Genomic DNA, 4,694 nt, shown 5'->3' with positions numbered 1-4,694 from the left:
GCCCTCAAACGCCGGGCGCGGCCGTCCGGCCGCTTGGCTTGCGCGCCATGCACTGGTGCGCTGGACGCGGCAGTCGGTTTGGGCGCGGTCGCGCTGTGCGCTCCCGGATCGCGTGGGGCGCGATCCGCATCGTGGCGCGCAAGACAGTGAGCCGGGCGCCGGCCCCATCGGATCGCGCAGCGATCCGCGAGCGCGAATGCGCGACCGCGCCCAGGCCGACAGCGGCGCAAAGCGCGACAGCCCAGGGCGCGCAAGCCAAGCGGCCGGATGGCCGCGCCCGGCGTTTGAGGGCACGAAAAACTCTTCGCGCCCGGCGTTTGAGGGCACACAAAGACTCACGCGCGGTCTCCACGCGGATCGAGCACCGCCAGCAGCCGCTTCGCCGCGCGGTGGCGCAGCGCGGCGCCGATCGCCAGCGCGCCGAAGCTGCCCAGCACCAGCGCGTAGGATACCGAGATGTGCCACCAATGCAGCGTCATGCAGGCACCGCGTCCTCGCGCCGCGCGCGGGCCAGTTGCAGCGCGCGCACGCGGCGTTCCATCACGGCCGCGCGGGTGCGCGCCAGAACCACCGCGCCGAACAGCAGGGAAAACCCCAGCGCGCAGACCAGCAGCGGATACAGAATGTCCACATGCATCCCCGGCGCGTTCAGCCGCGTGACCGAGGCCGGCTGGTGCAGCGTGTTCCACCAATCGACGCTGAACTTCACGATCGGCACGTTGACGGCGCCCACCAGCGCCAGGATGGCGCCGGCGCGGGCACCGCGCTCGGCGTCGTCGAAGGCGCGCACCAGCGCGGCGTGGCCCAGCCACAGGAAGAACAGCACCAGCACGCTGGTCAGCCGTGCATCCCACACCCACCAGGTGCCCCACATCGGCTTGCCCCAGAGGCTGCCGGTGGCCAGGCACAGCGCGGTGGCGGCGGCGCCGACGGGCGACAGCTCGCGCGCCGCCAGGTCGGCCAGCGGATGCCGCCAGATCAGCGACATCACCGACAGCACCGCCAAGCCCGTGTACCCGCCCATCGCCAGCCAGGCCATCGGCACATGGACGTACATGATCCGCACGGTCTCGCCCTGCTGCCAGTCGGCCGGCGAGAACACCAGGCCCCAGGCCAGGCCGATGCCGAGCACGACCAGCGCCGCCGCCCAGAGCCATGGCATGAGTTTCCCGGTCGTCCGCAGGAAGCGGCCGGGGTTGGCGAAACGATGGAGGTTCCGCGCGCCCGCTGCGCGCGGGGCGTCGGTGGCTCCGGTGCCGGCAGTCAGGCGTCCATCCACGCTGACACATTAAGGGAAGCCCGGCGGATGTTCAAGCCGCGCGGCCGGCTTCGTTACGTGCTGTCACGTTCCGGGCCGCACCGGCGCGGCCAGGCCGCCCGCGCGCCGGGGAAGGGGGGCGGGACCCTGCCTCGGCCGCGCCCGGCCCGTATTGTCGCGGCGGCCGGCCGGGGCTACCTCGCTGACGCGCAGGGGGGGCCAGACATGCTGTTCGCCGTGACCATCGAGGACAAGCCGGGCATGGCCGCCACGCGCCGCGCCGTGCGCGCCGCCCACCTGGATTGGCTGGAACGCCATCGCGCGATGCTGGTCATCGCCGGCCCGATCATGGATGCACAGGGCAATTCGATCGGCTCGGTGCGCGTGATCGACGCACCCGACCGCGCGGCGGTGGATGCGCTGACCGAGGGCGACCCCTTCGCCCAGGCCGGCTGCTTCGCGCGGGTGTCGGTCAACCCCTATCGCATCGTCTACAAGGATGGGGCGCTCGCCGAATGACCGGATCCGGCACCAAGCGGCCTGCCAAGGGCAGGCCGGTAGCGCCAGGCGCGACCGCGCCCAACCCGCCATCCGCCCCCGGCGCCGCAGGGCGTGGCACGAAGGCAAGGCCGGCGGATGCCGGCCGCCCGCCGGCAGAGGGCACGCAAACGCGGCGCCCGCCGTCTGAGGCCACGCAGACGCGGCGCCCGCCGTCCGCGGGCACGCAAAACTTCTGGCTGGTGAAGTCCGAGCCCGACGCCTTCTCCTGGGACCAGCAGGTGGCGAACGGCATCGAGCCCTGGACCGGCGTGCGCAACCACATGGCCAAGGCCAACCTGATGGCGATGAAGAAGGGCGACCGCGCCTTCTTCTACCATTCGAACATCGGCAAGGAGATCGTCGGCGTGGTCGAGGTGGTCCGCGAGGCCTATCCCGATCCTTCCGCGGATGCCGGCGCGCCCTGGGTCTGCGTCGACATGAAGGCGGTCGGCCCGGTGCCGAGGCCGGTCACGCTGGCGGCGATCAAGGCCGAGCCGTCGCTCGAGGGCATCGCGCTGGTGCGGATGTCGCGCCTGTCGGTCATGCCCATCTCGCCCGGGCACTGGAAGGTCCTGTCGAAGATGGGCGGATGGCAGGGCACGTGAGCGCGCCGGCGACCGAGCGCGTGCTCTGCGCGCTCACCGACATCCCGGATGGGCAGTCGAAGGGCTTCCCGGCCGCGCCGGGGGCCTTCATCGGGCTGTTCGCGATCCGGCGCGGCGATCGCGTCTGGGTCTATGTGAATTCCTGCCCGCATATCGGCGTGCCGCTGGACCCGGTGCCGGACCGCTTCCTGGACCGCAAGGGGGAACACGTGATCTGCTCGACCCATGGCGCGCGCTTCCGGGTCGAGGACGGGTTCTGCACGACCGGCCCGTGCCAGGGCGATTCACTTGAGGCCGTGCCGCACCGCATCGACGACCAGGGCCGCGTGCTGGTGGCGCAGGATGCGGGGCTGTAGCGGCCCCGCACCCCACCCCCGTCAGAAGCCGCGCTTGGCGGCGACCGCCTTGCCGATCGCGACACCCAGCGCCACGCCGCCCAGCGGGCCGAGCTCGGCGGGGTTGGCCGGCGTGCCATGCACCGGCGCCGCCGCCGTGCCCTTGCAGATGCCATCCATGCGCCAGTGCACGCCCAGATAGACGCGGCTGACCGAGTTCTCGACGATCGCGTCCCACAGGCACTTGTAGTGGCGCGTCACCAGCCGGCGCGGCTGGCCGGTGCGCGGTTCGATGTTGCGGCCGTTGTATTCGTCCGAGGTGAAGCTGAAGGCGATGCTGTCGGGGTCGTTGTCGCCATAGGCCAGGCCCTCGTGCTGCTTCACGAAGCGCCGCAGCACCCAGAAGCAGGCCGCGCCGAAGGTGGCATGGCCGGACGGATAGGCCGGGAAGTCCGGCGTGGTGCCCACCGTCGTGCCATTCGTGTCGGGCTTGCCGAGCGGCGTCCAGGTCGGGTCGCGCGGCGTGGTGGGGCGGCTGCGGTCGGCCTCGCGGATGCCCAGCACCGGGCGCCACAGCATGTGGGCCGGGCTGTACTTGTAGTACCAGGCCTGGATGCCGGCATCGCCCATCGCCACCGCCGCCGCCGACAGCACCTGCAGGAAGGACGAGGCCGAATAGGGCGTGACGCCCGGCGCGTGCATGCGCGCATCGAGCACCGCCAGCGCCACCTGCATGTACAGCCGCGGCGGCGTGCCGATCTGCTGCGGGCCGTCATAGCCCCAGAAGATGCCGACCTCCTCCTGGTCGGCGGTGCGCTTGACGGAATGCAGCCCGCCGAGGTCCCGGGCATCCCTGAATTCGTCGTCGTAGAAGGCGCCGGGCGCATAGGCGCTGGGCATGCCGGGCGGTTCGGTCGGGCCACCGGCGCTGCCCGGCGGGGGCATCAGCGGCTGGCGCGGCACCAGGAAGGGCGTCGCCCGGCCCCAATCCACGCCGGCATAGCCCTGGCCGGGCGAGAGCGGGTCCGGGCCGTGGTCGTAGGGCCCCCAGGAGACATAGGGCGTCGGGTTGGCCAGCAGCGCGGCATCGGTGGGCGGCGGCTTCGGGGCCTCGGCCGGCGGGCAGCAATCGAGCGGCGGGTTGCGCCAGGCCAGGATCTCGTTCGCGATCGCCTGGCCATAGGCGGCATGCGCGGGGTCGGCGGGCCAGCAGTCGATGTAGTCGCGCCACTGTTCGTGCAGCAGGTGCTCCTGCTTCGGATACAGCGCGCGCAGCATCATCATCGCCGCCGCCGCCGCCGCGGTATCCGCCGCCGCGAGGCCCGCCCCGGCCGGCACCGGGGTGGATGTCGGCTCGTGATACGGGTCGCCGATGCCGGTGATGCGCGCATGGGCGTCGTGCATCGCCATCATCGCCATGGCCAGCGCGCGGGCGCTGGCGAAGGGGCCGCGCTGGTCGCCGGCCGGCCCGACGATGGCGTTGGTGTGGTCGCGGCGATTCGCCTCGACGATCGCATCGACCCAGAAGCGTGCCTGCGCGAGTGGATTGCCAGCCATGTGACGGTCTCCCTTGGTTGGTGTCCGCCATTCGTCGCACAATCGGAACGGTTGTGCGGTGACCCGCGATACAGCCGCGGATCGGTGCCGCCCCGGATTTGCCATGCCTGCCGCGCGGCCGCCGCGATCGCCTTGAAAGGACCCCGCCGCCGCCGCGGCGCGAACGCGACGGCACGGTCAACTCCTTCCTGCGTCCGGACCACCAAAGACCGGGCCAACACAGGAGAACCTGATGCGCCAGATGTCCCGCACCGCCTTCCTCGCCACCGGCCTGATGCTCGTCGCCGGGGCCGGCTTCGCCCAGGGCACCGCGCCCGCGACCGGCGGCGCGGCCGCGCCCGTGCCGGCCCAGGCCGCCCGCCCCGCGACCCCCGCGCCGCAGGCCGCGACCACCCCGGC

At 72.5% G+C, this 4,694-nt stretch carries 6 protein-coding genes; 3 read left to right on the top strand and 3 right to left on the bottom strand.

Annotation, left to right across the window (positions count from 1 at the left end):
- Positions 1-335: 335 nt before the first annotated feature.
- On the bottom strand, positions 336-479 hold the full coding sequence (locus tag LQ222_RS26010; RefSeq protein WP_230169782.1) for a hypothetical protein: 144 nt from the start codon (positions 477-479) through the stop codon (positions 336-338).
- Positions 476-1,267 carry a heme ABC transporter permease gene (locus LQ222_RS26005; protein WP_230169784.1) on the bottom strand — a complete coding sequence of 264 codons (792 nt, stop codon included), beginning with the start codon at positions 1,265-1,267 and terminating at the stop codon, positions 476-478. The genes LQ222_RS26010 and LQ222_RS26005 overlap by 4 nt, the downstream gene beginning before the upstream one ends.
- A gap of 216 nt (positions 1,268-1,483) precedes the next feature.
- Between LQ222_RS26005 and LQ222_RS26000 the strand changes: the two genes are divergently transcribed.
- The 3 genes from LQ222_RS26000 to LQ222_RS25990 all read left to right on the top strand — a co-directional run bounded on the left by LQ222_RS26000 (position 1,484) and on the right by LQ222_RS25990 (position 2,759).
- Positions 1,484-1,777, top strand: coding sequence for a YciI family protein (locus LQ222_RS26000; protein WP_230169781.1), 294 nt, complete (start codon positions 1,484-1,486; stop codon positions 1,775-1,777).
- A gap of 218 nt (positions 1,778-1,995) precedes the next feature.
- Entirely contained in the window at positions 1,996-2,403 is a 408-nt protein-coding gene (locus LQ222_RS25995; RefSeq protein WP_230169783.1) for an EVE domain-containing protein, read from the top strand.
- Entirely contained in the window at positions 2,400-2,759 is a 360-nt protein-coding gene (locus tag LQ222_RS25990; RefSeq protein WP_230169780.1) for a Rieske 2Fe-2S domain-containing protein, read from the top strand. Before LQ222_RS25995 ends, LQ222_RS25990 begins: the two co-directional genes overlap by 4 nt.
- A gap of 21 nt (positions 2,760-2,780) precedes the next feature.
- Here the strand turns inward: LQ222_RS25990 and LQ222_RS25985 are convergent, their stop codons facing one another.
- On the bottom strand, positions 2,781-4,295 hold the full coding sequence (locus LQ222_RS25985; protein WP_230169779.1) for a vanadium-dependent haloperoxidase: 1,515 nt from the start codon (positions 4,293-4,295) through the stop codon (positions 2,781-2,783).
- Between the last annotated feature and the right edge of the window lie 399 nt (positions 4,296-4,694).

The organism is Roseomonas sp. CECT 9278 (genome assembly GCF_918698155.1).
Taxonomy (GTDB): Bacteria; Pseudomonadota; Alphaproteobacteria; order Acetobacterales; family Acetobacteraceae; genus Neoroseomonas.
The sequence above is the reverse complement of the archived record's forward strand: the minus strand, read 5'-3'. Positions and strand labels throughout refer to the sequence as shown.

Excerpts from the sequence above, each read along its gene's own strand:
- LQ222_RS26010 (WP_230169782.1), bottom strand. The coding sequence starts at position 479 with ATGACGCTGCATTGGTGGCACATCTCGGTATCCTACGCGCTGGTGCTG.
- LQ222_RS26000 (WP_230169781.1), top strand. The coding sequence starts at position 1,484 with ATGCTGTTCGCCGTGACCATCGAGGACAAGCCGGGCATGGCCGCCACG.
- LQ222_RS25985 (WP_230169779.1), bottom strand. The coding sequence starts at position 4,295 with ATGGCTGGCAATCCACTCGCGCAGGCACGCTTCTGGGTCGATGCGATC.